16 protein-coding genes are annotated in these 16,526 nt (G+C 47.7%); 10 read left to right on the top strand and 6 right to left on the bottom strand.

Translation table 11 applies throughout. The annotated features are described in order from the left end of the window. Window position 1 precedes the first annotated feature (1 nt). From fabZ to bamA, 4 genes are all read right to left on the bottom strand, one after another. Entirely contained in the window at window positions 2-433 is a 432-nt protein-coding gene (gene fabZ / locus HZB62_15205; GenBank protein MBI5076497.1) for a 3-hydroxyacyl-ACP dehydratase FabZ, read from the bottom strand. Next, a complete protein-coding gene (gene lpxD / locus HZB62_15210; GenBank protein MBI5076498.1) occupies window positions 430-1,455 on the bottom strand; it encodes a UDP-3-O-(3-hydroxymyristoyl)glucosamine N-acyltransferase in 1,026 nt (341 codons plus the stop codon). Before lpxD ends, fabZ begins: the two co-directional genes overlap by 4 nt. A gap of 76 nt (window positions 1,456-1,531) precedes the next feature. Continuing rightward, on the bottom strand, window positions 1,532-2,062 hold the full coding sequence (locus tag HZB62_15215; GenBank protein ID MBI5076499.1) for an OmpH family outer membrane protein: 531 nt from the start codon (window positions 2,060-2,062) through the stop codon (window positions 1,532-1,534). A gap of 21 nt (window positions 2,063-2,083) precedes the next feature. After that, window positions 2,084-4,324: an outer membrane protein assembly factor BamA gene (bamA, locus tag HZB62_15220; GenBank protein MBI5076500.1), complete on the bottom strand. Its 2,241-nt coding sequence runs from the start codon at window positions 4,322-4,324 to the stop codon at window positions 2,084-2,086. Window positions 4,325-4,728: 404 nt separating this feature from the next. On the opposite strand from bamA, the gene dsrA reads away from it, so the two are divergent. The 3 genes from dsrA to HZB62_15235 all read left to right on the top strand — a co-directional run bounded on the left by dsrA (window position 4,729) and on the right by HZB62_15235 (window position 7,394). Then, the gene (dsrA, locus tag HZB62_15225; GenBank protein MBI5076501.1) at window positions 4,729-5,958 is read left to right on the top strand and encodes a dissimilatory-type sulfite reductase subunit alpha; all 1,230 of its coding nucleotides are present in this window, start codon (window positions 4,729-4,731) and stop codon (window positions 5,956-5,958) included. Between the two features lie 35 nt (window positions 5,959-5,993). Then, window positions 5,994-7,064 carry a dissimilatory-type sulfite reductase subunit beta gene (gene dsrB, locus HZB62_15230; protein ID MBI5076502.1) on the top strand — a complete coding sequence of 357 codons (1,071 nt, stop codon included), beginning with the start codon at window positions 5,994-5,996 and terminating at the stop codon, window positions 7,062-7,064. Between the two features lie 87 nt (window positions 7,065-7,151). Further along, entirely contained in the window at window positions 7,152-7,394 is a 243-nt protein-coding gene (locus HZB62_15235; GenBank protein MBI5076503.1) for a hypothetical protein, read from the top strand. 83 nt (window positions 7,395-7,477) lie between these two features. Here HZB62_15235 and HZB62_15240 read toward each other — a convergent pair whose 3' ends face one another. Next, a complete protein-coding gene (locus HZB62_15240) occupies window positions 7,478-8,263 on the bottom strand; it encodes a 1-acyl-sn-glycerol-3-phosphate acyltransferase (GenBank protein MBI5076504.1) in 786 nt (261 codons plus the stop codon). Beyond that, on the bottom strand, window positions 8,260-9,852 hold the full coding sequence (cobA, locus tag HZB62_15245; GenBank protein MBI5076505.1) for a uroporphyrinogen-III C-methyltransferase: 1,593 nt from the start codon (window positions 9,850-9,852) through the stop codon (window positions 8,260-8,262). Before cobA ends, HZB62_15240 begins: the two co-directional genes overlap by 4 nt. A gap of 113 nt (window positions 9,853-9,965) precedes the next feature. On the opposite strand from cobA, the gene HZB62_15250 reads away from it, so the two are divergent. From HZB62_15250 to tuf, 7 genes are all read left to right on the top strand, one after another. Then, the gene (locus HZB62_15250; protein MBI5076506.1) at window positions 9,966-11,360 is read left to right on the top strand and encodes a hypothetical protein; all 1,395 of its coding nucleotides are present in this window, start codon (window positions 9,966-9,968) and stop codon (window positions 11,358-11,360) included. A gap of 101 nt (window positions 11,361-11,461) precedes the next feature. Further along, entirely contained in the window at window positions 11,462-11,743 is a 282-nt protein-coding gene (locus HZB62_15255; protein ID MBI5076507.1) for a PilZ domain-containing protein, read from the top strand. Window positions 11,744-11,836: 93 nt separating this feature from the next. After that, a complete protein-coding gene (locus tag HZB62_15260) occupies window positions 11,837-13,129 on the top strand; it encodes an IMP cyclohydrolase (GenBank protein MBI5076508.1) in 1,293 nt (430 codons plus the stop codon). 229 nt (window positions 13,130-13,358) lie between these two features. After that, window positions 13,359-13,730: a 30S ribosomal protein S12 gene (locus tag HZB62_15265; GenBank protein MBI5076509.1), complete on the top strand. Its 372-nt coding sequence runs from the start codon at window positions 13,359-13,361 to the stop codon at window positions 13,728-13,730. 13 nt (window positions 13,731-13,743) lie between these two features. Then, window positions 13,744-14,214 (top strand): 30S ribosomal protein S7, encoded by a 471-nt coding sequence (gene rpsG, locus HZB62_15270; GenBank protein ID MBI5076510.1) that lies wholly within the window; start codon window positions 13,744-13,746, stop codon window positions 14,212-14,214. 18 nt (window positions 14,215-14,232) lie between these two features. After that, window positions 14,233-16,314: an elongation factor G gene (gene fusA / locus HZB62_15275; protein ID MBI5076511.1), complete on the top strand. Its 2,082-nt coding sequence runs from the start codon at window positions 14,233-14,235 to the stop codon at window positions 16,312-16,314. Between the two features lie 84 nt (window positions 16,315-16,398). Beyond that, window positions 16,399-16,526 (top strand): elongation factor Tu (tuf, locus tag HZB62_15280; GenBank protein ID MBI5076512.1); only part of this gene is annotated, 128 nt, incomplete at its 3' end.

The raw sequence follows: 16,526 nt of genomic DNA on the forward strand, positions 1-16,526 counted from the left end.
TTCAGATCTCCTGATTCGTGAGCATGGCGGTGAGATACGCCTCGGCTACGACTTTGTCATCAACCTTTGCCACGCCGGAGAGCTTCCAGACATTGCCCCGCTGCTGTATGACTTTTAATTCCATTTTCAGCTGATCACCGGGCACGACCGGTTTTCTGAACTTTGCCTTTTCAATGCTCATAAAAAAAACGGATTTTGCATCAGTGCCAGTGCTGAATGCAAGCACACCGCCTACCTGTGCCATGGCTTCTATGATGAGTACTCCCGGCATGATAGGCTGACCGGGAAAATGTCCCTGAAAAAAAGGCTCATTGATCGTTACATTTTTTATTCCCGTTATGCTTACGCTGGGTTCCATTGCTATAATCCGGTCAACGAGCAGAAAAGGATATCTGTGCGGCAGTTTTTTCATAATATCGACAACATTCATCATAAGGTCTCTCCTTTGACCAGACGGTCTATTTTTTCTTCAAGTTCCCTGATCCTCTTATTCATTTCAGGCAGTTTAGCGAATAGTGCCTGAGACCGCAACCAGCTGGCATGCGGTATCGCCGGGGTGCCGGAATAGACACCCTTCTTCAGGCGACCCTTCATAACGCCTGCTCCTCCAGCCACCATGGTGCCAGAATCAATGGTGGTGTGATCGCCTACACCGACCTGACCCCCAAGAATGACAAAATCGCCGATTTCAGTGCTTCCTGCTATACCAACTTGAGAAACGATAAGGGATCTTTCTCCTATCGAAACATTATGGGCAATCTGGCAAAGGTTATCAATTTTTGCCCCTTTTTTTATGAGAGTGTTGCCAAGAGTCGCCCGGTCAATGGAGACATTTGAGCCTATTTCAACATCATCTTCGAGGATTACTCCGCCAACCTGGGGGATCTTGTAATGTTCACCTTTTTCCAATACGTAGCCATATCCGTCAGAGCCGATGACCGTTCCCGCGTGAATAGTAACCCTGTCTCCAATAGTGATCCCTTCTCTGATCGTTACATTCGGATAGATGAGGCAGCCTGAGCCAATCCTTGTATGTTCTCCTATAAAAACCCCTGGCATAATGACAGAGTTGCTTCCTATAATCGCATGAGCGGAAACAACAGCAAAGGGATAAATAGATACATTGCTGCCTAGAGAAGCACTCTCTGCAATAAAAGCCTCTGAGCTTATTGCCGCGGGATAAGATGCTTTTGGATAAAAGCACTCAATTGCCTTAGCGAAGCCGTAATAGGGATTCATGACCTTGATCTGCGGAATTGTAAGGCCGGGGATCACTTCTTTTACTATAACGCAGGAAGCCTTGGTGTCGGAAAGATACTTGAGGAACTGGGATGAGGCGACAAAGGTTATGTCACCCTCCTTTGCCTCTCTGACACCTGAAACCCCTGTAATAACACGTTCAGGGTCTCCAATGACCTCCCCGTTTACGATCTCTGCAAACTCATTAATGTTCATAGGACCTTTTATAAGCAGTGAGATAAAAAAGCCTCCTCAAAAACAGGAGGCTTTTTGAGATGAGGACAGTGCTGTCTTATTTCTTTGTTTTTACTTTCGATTCGTTATGTTTCTTTATAACGACCTCAGTCAGGTCGATCTCTTTTGTTGAATAAAGGATCTGACCTTCGGCATTTTCAAGAATAAGCGTGTAGGCATCATCCTGTCCGATCTTCTGAATAATGGCACGAATATCTTTCAATATGTCGCCTGTCAGTTCACTTTCTTTTTTCTTGACCTCACTCTGCGAGTCTGAAACAAGCCGCTGGTACTCCCTGATCAGCCGCTCGAGTTCTTCCTCTTTGGTCTTTCGTGCATCCTGAGAAAGCACTGAAGCCTGCTTTTCAAGATCATTCTTCCCCTTCTCTATCGCCTTGCCCTTTTCGTCTATCACGCCCTGCTTTGATTTGATCAGAAATTCCAGATCAGACTTCGCTTTTTTCCCTGATTCAGATTCATTGAGCGCCTTAACGAGGTCTACGAACCCAATTTTGAGAGTGTCTGCTGCAAAAACTGTCGAACTGCCAAGCAATAAAACAACCACTATAAGCCATGCTACTTTTCTCATGCTGTCTCTCCTTGTATATAGTTAGAAAAAGCTTCCGAATGCAAACTCAAATTTACTTGTGCTTTCGTCATGTTTTGGGGCAAGATTGTATCCCCACTCAAGCCGTATCGGACCAAAAGGTGATATCCACCGGATACCGAGTCCGGCAGTGTATCTCAACTTGCCCAGATCGCTGAAATTGTCATACGCATTTCCCGCATCGAAAAAAGTAAGACCTTTCAACTTCATCTCAGCAGAAAGAGGGAAGATATACTCAAAGTTAAAAATGAGTTCCGAAGTGCCGCCTATCGGATCATTCGTAGCCGTGTCGCGAGGACCAGCTTCGCCAAAGCCAAGCCCTCTGACGGTATTAATCCCCCCGACATAGAAGCGTTCGTACAGAGGAAGTTTCTTCCCGAAAAGCGCCTTTGAATATCCTAATCGTCCCCGTGCCATAAACGTTGTCTCACCTATCGGGAAGAACCAGCCCGAATCGATGACTGCCTTGACGAAACCGTTTGTCCCTCCGAGCCCTGCCAATGTAACGGTCAGAGAGTTTCTCGAGCCCCTTGACGGATCCAGATAGTTGTCTCTGCTGTCGCGCGTGATGGAGGGGGTGATGCTGCTTGTCGTGCTTGTCCCGGCCTGGTCAGTTACAATGCTTGACGCACCTTCTTTGATATTATCAATGGTCGCCCTTTCAAAGTTGTAGGTAATGTCACCCTTCCAGAACTCATCAAAAGACTTTCCCAATCCGAGATAGAACCCGTATGCCTGCTTGTTATATTCAATATACTCACGGTGGTGCCGATAGATGCCTGTAGAAAGAGAGATGGGTTTGTCACGGAAGTACGGATCGCGGAAGGAAAGTTCGTAATATGAAGTTTTGCCGCCCAGTTCCCCTTTAACCTTGACGTATTGTCCTTTTCCAAAAAGATTTCCCTGCGTAATATCAGCTGTTGCAATGAATCCATCTGCCGAACTATATCCGCCACCGATACTCATGAAGCCGGTAGGCCGCTCTTTTACCTTGACGTCAATATCAACGGATTTGTCTTCATTTTTCGGTTTTGGAACCATATCAACGGTTTCAAAGAATCCGAGATTGTTGATTCGTTCATAGCTTCTTTTGAGCTTGGAACTATCAAATGTATCGCCTTCATCAAGCCTGATCTCTCTTCTGATGACCTTATCCCTGGTCTTCTGGTTACCGGATATCTCAACTCTGCCGATCCGGTATTTGTCACCTTCCTCGATGCCGAGCACAATCTGGACGGTCTTGCTCTGGTCATCAGGTGTAAGGTTCGGAACGACGGAGACAAGCGCGTACCCGTTCCTCGAATAGAGTTCAGAAATGGCAAGCATATCTTTCTCCAGGATATTTTTCTGGAAAAGGCTGTTTGGTTTAAGCGTCACTTTTTTCCTGATCATATCTGCATCATAGAGCTTGTTGCCTATGATCTCAAGGGACGCGACCTTGTACTGCTCGCCCTCGGCTATGCGCAGCTTAATGGTCATCCCCTTCTTTTCCTTGTCAACGGCAATTTCTGGTTCTCCCACAACAACTTTTAAAAATCCATTATTAAAATAAAGGTTTCTAACCCGTTCCATGTCCGCATCAAGCTGATCTTTTTTGAGATATCCACCTGAACCAATAAAGGAAAAGAGCCACCACTCCTTTGTTTCCATGACCTTCTTTATCTTGCCTGCTGAGAGGTTCTTGTTGCCTTCAATGGCAATGCTCTTGATCTTGATTTTGTCCCCTTCATCTATCTGGTAGGTAAGAGTCACTTCATTCTCGGATACCTTCTTTATTACAGGGACAATATTTGTGAGCCAATATCCCTCTTCTTCATAGTACTTTCCAATTTTGGATGCATTATCCTGAATCAATACCGTGTCGGCGATGGAGCCGGGCGTAATTGATATTTTTTCTCTTATTTTCGCGTCTTCAATCTGCTTGTTGCCTTGAAGTTCTATGCGGATAATGGCAGGCTTTTCCCGGACAAGATAGAAAAGCTTGACGCCGCCCTCAAAGGCCTCAATTTCCACCTTTACATCCTCAAAATAGCCCAATTTAAAGATCGATTTGATATCTTCGTTGGTCTTTTCCTGCGATATGGGTTCCCCGAGCTTATGGGAAAGTTTAGCCTTGACCGCTCCCTCTTCTATGCGCTTGAGTCCTTTGACCTCTATGGCATTGACCAACGGCTGTCCCTGTGCGAACAGTCCGGTGTATGAAGCCATTACGAATACGATTGTCAACAGAACTGTATTGCGCATGTTTCCCTCCTGCGTTGGCTGATGAAATGCTCTCCTTGACTTGAGACCTGTAAGTATAGCACTGATCCCCGGGGACTTGTAAATAAGAAAATATTGTTTGGAGTTATCCAGGGCCGCTAAAGCTGCTTGCATGCAGAACTGAGCAGTTGTGCATTGTTTTGGTCATTTCGCGTCATCAAACAGGACACTTGAGCAGTCCCGTCCGGGTCTGCTCAGTTCCGCATGATGCCATGTCAATTCTCTTGCCTGTCCTGCAGTACAAAGCAGTTCCGCTAAAATAAGAAATTGTGATTTGCGGATTAAATTTTTTTATTTGACCATCTCGCAAAAGGTATTTTAAGCTGTAAAGCCTGCATTTCGTATTTATTAGGCTTTAATGAACAATCACCATAAAGGAGGATTCGATGAAGAAGTATGACACGCCGTTGATCGACGAGCTCGAAAAAGGCCCATGGCCGAGCTTTGTCACAGAGATGAAGAAGGCTGGAAAGAACAACGAGATGGCAAATGACGCAGTAGGACATCTCGAAAAGTGCTATCAGACCAAAGTAGGGTACTGGAAACATGGCGGTATCGTTGGCGTTCTTGGTTACGGAGGCGGCGTTATCGGAAGATATTCAGAGCTCGGCGACGAGTTCCCTGGGGTTGCCCATTGCCATACGGTCAGAATAAACCAGACGAGCGGGTTTTTCTACACGAGCAGTGCCCTTCGCGAGATCTGCGACATCTGGGACAAATACGGAAGCGGTCTCACCAACATGCATGGTTCGACCGGCGACCTTGTTCTCCTTGGCACTAAGACGGATGCCCTTGAAACAATCTTCGCCGAATACTCATCCCGCGGATGGGACCTTGGCAGTTCAGGTTCTGCTCTGAGAACTCCAAACTGTTGCGTAGGCCCGGGCCGTTGCGAATGGACGAACTATGACACCCTCGACCTTAACTATGCCTTGACCCAGGAATTTCAGGACGAGATTCACAGACCCATGTTCTCTTACAAGTTCAAGATAAAGATGTCGGGCTGCGCATGCGATTGCGTCGCATCCATTGCCCGCGCTGACATGTCCATCATCGGAACCTGGAAGGGCCACATCGAGATCAATCAGGACGAAGTTAAAAACTATGCGAAAAATGGCATGGATATTAAGGCCGAAATTGTTGACATGTGCCCGACACAGTGCATCAGTTACGAGGGCGAGGAGTTCAAGATCAATAACGCTGAGTGTTCCCGTTGCATGCACTGTATTACAAGGATGACTAAGGCCCTCAAGCCTGCCGGCGAACGGGGAGCAACCATCTGTATCGGTTCCAAAGCCCCGATCGTTGTAGGTTCTCTGCTTTCATGGGTCATTGTTCCCTTCATCAAAGTCGAGCCTCCTTACACTGAGCTCAAGGATCTTATCAGGAAGATCTGGGAATGGTGGGATGACAATGCAAAGCCGAGAGAGAGAATTGGCGAAGTCATCGAAATGAAGGGCATGAGATCATTCCTCGAAGGCATCGGCCAGAGTCCGATACCTCAGCAGATCAAGGAGCCGAGGAAAGATCCCTTCATGTTCTACACGGAGGATGATATGGCTGCTTTCAAGGCCAAGGAAGCAGAAGAGAAGAAGACCGGCAAATACAAATTCTAATTCACATTACAGATTAATTAAGGAGGATATAAGAAATGGCATTACCACAGAGAAAAACAGACATCGGACCGCCTCATTATAAGCAGTTCTTGCCGCCTGTAATACAGAAGAATTACGGCAAATGGAAATATCATGAAGTGCTTTCTCATGGTGTGATGGTCCACGTTGGAGAGAGCGGGGATAAGCTCTGGACCGTAAGAGTTGCCTCCCCGAGGCTTCTTTCCACCGCAACGATCCGCGAGCATTGCGATGTTGCAGAAAAATTCTGCGGCGGATTTTTTCGTTACACAACAAGGAATAATGTCGAATTTCTCGTTTCTGACGAGAAGCAGCTTGAGCCGCTCAAGAAAGATCTTACTGCGCGCGGCTTCAAGATGGGCGGCATCGGTGCAGCTATCACAAACGTAGTCCATACCCAGGGCTGGGTACATTGCCACAGCGCCTGTACCGACGCCTCGGGACTGGTTAAGTCCATGATGGACGAGCTTATGGAATACTTCGAGTCCAAGACACTGCCGAACAAGGTCAGGCTCGCAGTCGCCTGCTGCGTTAATATGTGCGGAGCAGTTCACTGCTCTGATATCGCAGTTGTTGCCGTTCACACTAAGGTTCCGCATGTTAAGCATGAGCTTTTCAAGAACATGTGTGAGCTTCCGACCGTTATTGGGTCCTGTCCTACACGTGCTATCAGCCCTGATCCGGCGAACAAGAGCGTAAAGATCAATGCTGAGAAGTGCATGTACTGCGGCAACTGCTTCACGGTCTGCCCTCCGATCAGCATCAAGGATCCGGAGCGCGACGGGGTTGCCATACTGGTAGGCGGAAAGATCAACAGCCTAAGGTCTAACCCGAAGTTCTCGAAGCTTGTTATTCCGTATATCTCTAACGAGCCGCCACGCTGGCCCAAGGCAGTCGCTGCGATCAAACATATTGTAGAGGTCTATGCAGCGAACGCTCGGAAGCATGAGAGGGTTGGTGAGTGGATCGAAAGAATCGGATGGGAGAGGTTCTTCTCCCTGACCGGAATCGACTTTACCTTCCAGTGCATCGATGACTTCACGTTCATGCGTGATACGATGAGGACATCCTCCACCTTCAAGTGGTAGTATAAACAATTGGGGAAGGCAGTCCCGGAAATCGGGACTGCCCCGCGATTTAATCTAAATTTGACACGGGGGTAAAGAGAAATGGAAATGGCAGAACTTCAGGACAAGATTTTCGCCTTCTGTGAGGCTGCAAAGGGCAAGAAGAAGCTTAAAGAAAAAGATATCCTTATCGGCGTAAGCGCTGAATTGAGTCTTGAGAAGGATGACGTCAAAAAAGCCCTTCGCGAGATGATCAATGTCGGCAGGCTCATGTATTCCTACGGCGGCGGTGCAAGCTCAGTCGAAATCCCAAGTGAAGAGTACCTCAGGGAAAAAGGAATGATTCCGTAAATCTGACTTAATCATGCATTTTGCCAAGAGGGACGTGTAGTCCCTCTTTTTTTTATCTGCCTTAACCTTTACGTTCGTTGTTCTTATTCTCTGTTCCAGACGTTAAGCTGCTCTGTTATGAAATTGATGACCTTCAGGTGTTCATCTGTCCCACGATTCTGAATCGTTAACCGCTCGCCAAAAGCAACGTGTATTTTCTTGCTGATATCAATTGGGCCAAAATTCTTGATCCTTTTTCCGATGCCCCAGGCGTCAGTCTTGAGCGCAATCGGTATTACCGGGACATTGGCCTTCAGAGCCAGCTTGATGCCGAGGGTGTTGAACTCCTCCGGATTGAAGGTGGAGGATCTTGTGCTTTGGGGGAAGACAACTATGGATTGTCCGTTTCGGAGTCGTGTAGTTCCGCCTTCCAGAACTGCCCTGAGATCTTCCCGTGCATTTGTCCTGCCAACCAGGATCGGATCTCTCGATCTCATGATCGGACCAAAAACAGGCATTCTTACGAGGCTCTCTTTTACGACAAACGTTACCGGCTTCAAGGGCTGAATAATCGAAGGGAGCACTAATGTCTCGAGCGTGCTCATATGGTTACTGATAAAGACAGCGGGACCGTTAAAGTTCCTGAGATTCTCTAACCCCGAAATTTCTATAACTGCTCCGATATTCTCAAGAGCATGGATGATCTCAAAACTGCTTTCAGCCCATTTCTCTGCCGTATACAGGCCCTTTCGGGCCTTACGGCTATTTTTCCATATTATCCAGAATGCCTGGAAATAGAATGTTGCCCTGGGGCTCAGAAAAATCCTTGAAAAAATGCTCCGTGGTCTGTCAGGGTCTGTCCTGTAGCTATTTTGTTCTGCAGAAATCACTGTTTCTGCACAGCCCACTTCTGTATTTCTTCAACCATTGCCTCGACCGTTGCTACCTTTGGCATGATATGGACCTTGAGCCCGGTTTTTTCGATCGCTTTGGCCGTAACAGGGCCTATAGCTGCAATGGCAACAGTCCTGAGAAGTTCGTCAGCATCCTCTCCCATTATCTCCCTGAAGTTAGAGAAGGTTGCCGCGCTTGTGAAGGTCGCGACGGTTATCCGTCCCTCCTTCAGAAATCGCTTTAGTCTTTTGCCGTGATAGTCCGGTTTGATCGCCCGGTAGGCTACGGGCACATCGATGCGGCCTCCCAGCTCACGCACCTTCTCAGGAAATACTTCCCGTGCGATCTCGGCTCGCGGGAGCAGAAACCTTATCCCCTGAAGAGGCGTAGCACTTGGCGTATGACACTCCGGGATCTTTTCCCCCTGTTTAATCCCCCGTGCACCCTGCTGTCGTATGAACGCATCAATTAATCCTTCTGCGCGGAACTCATCAGGCACAAGGTTAACCCTGATGCCGAACTGATTAACAGCGGCCTCGGTCTTGGTGCCTATAGCACAGATTCGCAAACCTTTCAGTTCGCGGATGTCAACGCCTTTTTCAAAGAGCCGTGAAAAGAAATATTTTACGCCATTTGCACTGGTGAAGATGAGCCAGTCGTAGGTGTCAACTTGATCGATTGACTTGTCGAGGTCATCCCAGGAAGCAGGCGGAACAATTTCGATTGTCGCGAATTCGAGAACTTCAGCACCCAGTTCCTCAAGTGTTTCAAAGCCTCCCGAGTGTTCCCTGGTGACCAGAATTCGCTGTCCGAACATCGGTTTTGTTTCATACCAGTTCAATTCGGATCTCAGGTTCACAACATTGCCGATGACCGTAACAGCAGGCGGCTTAATATCCTTTTCCTTTACAAGGGCTGCGATATCTCTTAACGTGCTTACAATGGTTTTTTGGTCAGGCCTGGTACCCCACCGTATGACAGCAACCGGTGTCTCTGGAGAACGGCCATGCTCGATCAGTTTCTTTGTCATCTCATCGATATTCTTTACTGCCATTAGAAACACCAATGTGCCGACACCCGTGGCAAGCTTTTCCCAGTTGATTGCCGATTCTTCTTTGGTCGTATCCTCATATCCGGGAATGACAGCAAAGGATGAAGAGTAAAGTCTGTGTGTGAGCGGAATGCCTGCATAAGCCGGTGCAGCAACGGAAGAACTGACCCCCGGAACCACTTCAAACGGAATCCCCGCTTTAACCAGCTCCTGGGCCTCTTCGCCTCCTCGGCCAAAGACAAATGGATCTCCCCCCTTCAGCCGGCACACTATCTTCCCTTCATCTGCCTTTTCGACAATAGCGCGGTTTATCTCATCCTGCGTCATCGTGTGACGCCCTCCGCGTTTTCCTGCATAAATCAGTTCAGCCTTGCGATTGATATAGTTCAGTATCTGCGCATTCAGATGAAAGTCATATATGACAACTTCAGCCTTTTGCAGGCAATGAAGGCCTTTTACCGTGAGGAGTCCGACGTCCCCAGGGCCAGCACCAACGAGAAAGACTATGCCGCTTTTCTTTTGCATGAGGTCCATATTTTAGCACAAGATGAACGTACAAGGCAGTTGATATGTATTATTGGACTATGATTTGTTAATCTGCTAACATTAGAAAAATAGGCTTCTGCAAATTGCCAAGGAGATTGAGCATGATCAGGTGGGGCAAAAAAAATATAACAGTGCCAGAAGAACGGGAAAGAATATTAGCATTGAGGAAGCACGATTACTTAATAGTGCTGTCTCTGGTAACCATTGCCTTACTGCTTGGTGGTTGTGTCTCGGGGCAGTCACAACAGTCTGCACCAGTTCAGCATGTTCTGACTGAATTTGAATCATCGATAATGTGTCGCGGATGCCATGGGAAAATCGTTGAGCAGCATGAAGAATCCATGCATGCAAAATCTTTTTCAAACCCGGTCTTCCAGGCCCAGTATTTCCGTGAACTGCTCCCGAAGTTGCCCAAGCAGCAGGACCTAACAAAAGATGCGGACAAGTGTATCGCATGTCATGATCCTATTGCATTTATAAAAAATAAAGGGCACATTGAGAGTCCGCAGCAAACGGTGCAAAACCTGTCAGGCATTGTTTGTGACTTCTGCCACCGGATCAGTGCATATAAAGGTGAACAGCCCGAGGGCGGGAACTTTATTGCGACGCCGGGAGAAAGCAAATACGGACCTTTTAAGCATGCATCAGACAGGCATCATGCGTATCATGAATTGCAGACCAAAAGTGAATTTTGTGGCATCTGTCACAATGACGTGAACCATGAAGGAGTGGAAATTAAATCGACGTTTACGGAATGGAAAGAAAGTGCCTATGCCAGAAAGAAGATCCACTGCCAGGACTGCCATATGAACCTTCAGGGCTTCCTGACTGACGATAAGCCTGTGTTCGATTCCGGCCAGGCAGCATCCATGACCTTGGGGCACAACTATAAGCGGAATAAACTGTACACGCATAAGTTCCCAGGTGCGCATGCGAAGACGCAGACGGCTGAAGCTCTCATGCTTGAGTTGAGCACTGACAAGTCTGAGGCATCTCCGGGAGAAGAAGTCGCTCTCAATGTTCAGATCTTTAACAAGAAGGTTGGGCATTCTATGCCCTCTGGCAGTGCTGACCTGAGGATGCTCTGGGTAGAACTGGTAGCAAGCGTAGACGGTAAAATGGTTGCTATTCCGGCAACGCCCGGGAATGATGTCTATGATGTCGCCGGAAGAGGAATTCTTGATAAAGAGATCATTGCCGGGGATGTTCCTGAGGGTAGCCGCATGTATCGCTCTATCTATCTTGACAAGCATGGAAAGCAGACCCTTTCATCTTACAATGCCGCCCGGATCACGTTTGATAACCGTCTGAAGGCTGAAGAGATCCGAAAGGAAAGATATCAGTTCAGAATACCTAAGGATGCCACGGGGACGGTGATCTTCATGGCTCGTATCAATTATCTCAGATACCCCAGTTCCTTTGCACGTTCGCTTGGCATTGAGAAGACTGAGCCTGTGGAACTGGCTGCTGCAAAAAAAGAGATCAGAATCCGATGAGAGCCCTTAAACTTAAAGGTCTTTGTTGAACTTGGCTCGGCTTATATTGAAGAAGAGTTGATGAATACGATATAATGCCGTAGATCTTTACGGGGGGTACCATGGCACTGGAGAAGAGAAACAAGCGGAGCGAAGAGAGATATCCCTATCTGAGGACAATAAAGTATATCTGTCTTCCTGATTCAGAAGGAGACTTCAAAGGCGTAACAATTGATATCAGCAAAGCAGGGATGAGTCTCTATATTTTTAGCCCCTGCTGCATCCGTGAAGGACATCATGTAAAGGTCAAGGATGACCTGCCTCTCCCTTCAACGACTGGAGTTGTTCGTTGGGTAAAACAGGTTGATCATGATCTTTATCGGGCAGGGCTTCAGTTCCGCTGACCTGGCTTCGGTTGCTATCAACTTTCCATTTCATTCTGCTATTATTCCACGTCGTTCATGTGTGATTACCCTTTTGGCAACAAGGAGATATTGATGTCGGATATGAAAAAGATGTATAAGACCATCATGGACGATGATTTCCCTGACGAAATGGCTGTCAGGTTTGGAAGCCAAACGCTCCTGTACAGAAAGAGAGCATGGAAAATAACTGACGACGCGTCGGGAGAGCTTGTTGAAAAAGGGCTGCGCTATGGCGAGAATCCCGATCAGCAGGCTGCGCTCTATGAGTTGGTGAATGGTAACCTGGTGCTGGGAGATTGCAGGTTCATCGAAGCAGGCAATGGGCTTGTGAGCAGCATTTCAGAGGCTGACATGCTCCAGGCCGGCAAGCATCCCGGCAAGACAAACCTCACCGATATCGATAATGCTTTGAATATCCTCAAGTATCTCTCAGGACGGCCTGCGGCAGTGATCATGAAACATAATAACCCGAGTGGCGTTGCATATGGAGACACCGTTTCAGATGCGTATGAGAAGGCAACTATGGCTGACAGGATTGCGGCATTCGGCGGATGCCTTGTTGTGAACCGATCCCTGGACAGGATGACTGCAGAATTGGTCAGTAATAATTATCTTGAAGTTGTTGCTGCCCCTGATTTTGAGGATGGCGTTTTTGATATCATTGCAAAAAGGAAGAACCTCAGGATTGTGAAGATGCATAAGATAGGTGAGCTGGAAAAGTATCGCTCTTTTCGTTTTGTGGACTTCAAATCATTAATAGACGGCGGAATAATTGTTCAGCAGTCGCCGGTCAGCAGGATAAGGACAAAGGATGATTTTCTGCCAGCAAAGACCGTATATAAAGGGAGAGAATACGCTGTCGAAAGACTGCCGACCGAGAAAGACTACGATGACATGTTGTTTGGATGGAATGTTGAGCAGGGGATCACTTCAAATTCAGTGATTTATGTGAAAGATGGCGTGACGGTCGGGATCGGGACAGGGGAGCAGGACCGTGTTGGTGTTGCGGAGATCGCAATTTTCAAAGCCTATACAAAATATGCTGATAGTCTCTGCTTCAGGAAATACGGGATCCCTTACAAGACCTTTGAGATGGAGGCTTCTTTGGGCAGACGCGACATTGATGCACTGCGGGAGATCGATGCGCTGACCAACAATGAGAAGGGCGGACTTATAGGGGCAACCATGGTTTCCGATGCTTTTTTCCCCTTCCGGGACGGCGTAGATGTGGGGATCAAAGAAGGCATTAAGGCAATTGTTCAGCCAGGCGGATCAGACAGAGATTATGAGTCTATAGAGGCCTGCAATCAAGCAGATCCAAAAGTAACAATGGTATTTACCGGCCAGAGGGCTTTTAGGCACTGAAAGATCGTACGATTAAGCTGCCCGCATACGGCTTCAAAATTATTGTCAAAAAAATATATACTTTTTTTTCATGCAATGTTATACTCCTGTTTCCCGCTGCCGGGTTCTTTTGATGTCGCAGTATAATTACTGCCCATAAAAAGCTTGACATTAATTAATTGCTCTGGTAAGATTGCAAGGTTTCCCAGAGTTTAGAGGACTGTTCACTTTTTATTTTTTTGGAGGAAATGTGCCTACAATAGCACAGTTAGTACGGCAGGGACGCAAGACCCTGATAAAGAAAACGAAATGCCCCGCGCTGAAGTCATGTCCCCAGAAGAGGGGTGTCTGCACCAGGGTCTACACTACCACGCCCAAGAAACCGAACTCAGCATTGAGAAAGGTTGCCAGGGTAAGACTGACTAATGCCATGGAAGTGACTGCCTACATCCCAGGCGTTGGACACAACCTTCAGGAGCACTCGATTGTCATGATCAGGGGCGGAAGGGTTAAGGATCTTCCCGGTGTCAGGTACCATATTATCAGAGGTACTCTTGATTCTCAGGGTGTCAATGACAGGAAACGCAGCAGATCCAAATACGGAACAAAGAAGCCTAAATAAACGGAGTATGTAAATGCCGAGAAGAAGAGTTGCCGAAAAGAGAGAGATACTGCCGGACCCGAAATATAACAGTAAGGTCGTGAGCAAGTTCGTTACCATTATCATGGAAAGCGGAAGAAAGGCCACGGCAGAGAACATCTGTTATGGTGCCTTTGATATTATCAAGGACAAGACGGGAAACGACCCGCTCAAGGTCTTCAAGGCGGCGCTTGAGAATGTGAAGCCCCTCCTAGAGGTTAAGGCGAGAAGAGTCGGCGGTGCCACCTATCAGGTTCCTGTCGAGATCAGGCCGCAGAGAAGGATGGCGCTTGCATTCAGATGGCTCATTAATTACTCCAGAGGTCGTGGTGAGAAAACCATGCGGGAGAGGTTGGCGGGAGAGTTACTCGATGCATTTAACAATACCGGTGCTTCCATTAAGAAGAAGGAAGATACCCATAAAATGGCAGATGCTAATAAGGCGTTTGCGCATTATAGATGGTAGAGAGATTAAGGGAGATATATCTTGTCACGCGGTCCTTTAGAAACAACACGCAATATCGGTATCATGGCACACATCGATGCCGGGAAAACTACCACTACCGAAAGGATACTCTATTATACTGGTGTAACCTATAAGATCGGCGAAGTTCATGAGGGTACTGCGGTCATGGACTGGATGGTGCAGGAGCAGGAGCGCGGCATTACTATCACGTCAGCGGCAACCACCTGTACTTGGCGTGACCATAGAATCAATATCATCGACACCCCTGGCCACGTAGATTTTACGATAGAAGTTGAACGCTCCCTCAGAGTCCTTGATGGTGCTGTTGCCGTGTTTGACTCCGTTTCCGGTGTTGAGCCGCAGTCGGAGACGGTATGGCGCCAGGCAAATAAATATAATGTCCCCCGAATTGCCTTTATGAATAAGATGGACAGGATGGGCGCAGATTTCTATATGTGCATAAACAGTATGGTCGACAGGCTCGGCGCAAACCCTGTGCCTATCCAGATACCGATCGGTGCAGAAGATCAGTTCAGAGGCCCTATCGACCTCATTTCGATGAAGGCCTTTTTCTATGATGACGAAGCGCTTGGAGCAAAATATGTCGAAGGTGAGATACCTGCCGAATATCTTGATCAGGCCAAAGAATACAGAGAGAAGATGATTGAGGCTGTTTCCGATGTTGATGAAAGGGTGATGGACAAGTTTCTTAATGGAGAGGAAGTGACTGCTGAGGAAATCCGCGCGGCCCTGAGAAAGGGTGCGATTGAGATGAAGATTACCCCGGTGATCTGTGGCACAGCCTTCAAAAATAAGGGAGTTCAGCATCTTCTTGACGCCATTGTAGACTATCTGCCCTCGCCCTACGACATACCGCCTGTGATTGGCATATCGCCAGATGATAATTCAGAACAGATCAGAAAACCTGAGGCCAAGGAGCCTTTTTCTGCCTTTGCATTCAAGATCATGACCGATCCGTTTGTTGGCCAGCTTACATTTCTCAGGGTTTATTCAGGAACCATGAATGCGGGATCATATATTTATAACTCTACAAAAGGAACCAAAGAGCGCGTCGGAAGACTCCTCAAGATGCACGCGAACAAGAGAGAGGATATTAAGGAGGTTTCTGCCGGCGATATCGCTGCTGCAGTTGGCCTTAAGTCAACTCTTACCGGGGATACGCTCTGCGATGAAAAGCTTCCGGTCATTCTTGAAGCCATGGAGTTTCCTGATCCTGTCATTTCCGTTGCGATAGAGCCGAAGACAAAGCCGGACCAGGAAAAACTGTCCCAGTCTCTTGCAAAGCTTGCCCAGGAGGATCCTTCGTTCAGGGTTTCTGTTAATGAGGAGACCGGCCAGACGCTTATCGCCGGTATGGGCGAACTTCATCTCGAAATCATTGTCGACAGGCTCACGCGCGAGTTTAAGGTTGGAGCGAATGTCGGCAAGCCTCAGGTTGCCTATAGGGAAACGATTCGTGCGGCTGCAAAGGCTGAGGGGAAGTTTGTCCGTCAGAGCGGCGGCCGTGGACAATATGGGCATGTCTATCTCGAGATAATGCCGCTTGAGCCCGGTAAAGGTTTTGAGTTTGTGAGTAAAGTCGTAGGCGGAACCGTACCGCGTGAATATTGGAATGCTGTTGAAAAGGGCGTCAAAGAGGCTGCTGACGGTGGTGTGCTTGCCGGGTATCCCTTTGTTGATTTCAGAGTAACGCTTACAGACGGTTCATATCACGAGGTCGACTCCTCTGAAATGGCGTTCAAGATTGCAGGGTCTATGGGCTTCAAGGAATGCGCCAAGAAGGCGAAGCCTATTATCCTTGAACCTATTATGAATGTAGAGGTTGTTACTCCGGAAGATTATATGGGAGATGTTATCGGTGACCTTAATTCCCGGAGAGGCAAAATACAGAATATGGAGCAAAGGGGTAAGGCGCAGGTAATCAAATCGCAGGTCCCTCTTTCCGAAATGTTCGGCTACGCGACAGACCTCCGTTCTCGGACACAGGGAAGAGCAACCTATACCATGCAGTTCGCGAACTATGACGAGGTGCCGAAAGGCATTGCAGAAGGTATTATAGCCAAAGTTAAAGGCGAATAGCAGTAATCAGTTATACAGTAATCAGTGGAAAGGTTCAGCCCAGTCTATTCTGAAAACCATCTGCTCGATTAGCAAGGAGGCGAAATGGCAAAGGCAAAATTTGAGAGGACAAAACCGCATTGCAACGTGGGGACGATCGGACACGTAGACCACGGCAAGACGACGCTGACCGCAGCAATCACCAAGGTGTTGGCGATGAAGGGACAGGCGAC

This window comes from Nitrospirota bacterium (genome assembly GCA_016214855.1).
Lineage (GTDB): Bacteria > Nitrospirota > Thermodesulfovibrionia > Thermodesulfovibrionales > UBA6898 > UBA6898.